Here is a 240-nt window from a genome sequence, read left to right as displayed (position 1 = left end):
CCCCAGCCGATGCTCCTGACCGAGCAAGACCGGACGGCGTTGTTGGCCCTGCCCCAAAAAGACGACCTGATTTTCGAGTTCGGCGCCGACTTCGTTCCCGAATTCAAGTTACTTGACCCAAAACTGCGCCGTCCGCAGATGGGGCTGTGCGCGATGATGACCGACGCGGAAAGCGGCTGCACCTTCGGGTCCGAAGTGTCGGCTCCGACCACCCCGCTCGCCCAGGCCGTGCAGAAGACC

1 protein-coding gene is annotated in these 240 nt (G+C 63.3%); it reads left to right on the top strand.

Annotated features, from left to right (window positions below):
- Window positions 1-240 (top strand): hypothetical protein (locus AC6UDG_RS07835; RefSeq protein ID WP_500707011.1); only part of this gene is annotated, 240 nt, incomplete at both ends.

The sequence above is a fragment of the Fructilactobacillus sp. X2R1C1 genome, assembly GCF_059901435.1.
This window is presented reverse-complemented; position numbering and strand designations above follow the sequence as displayed.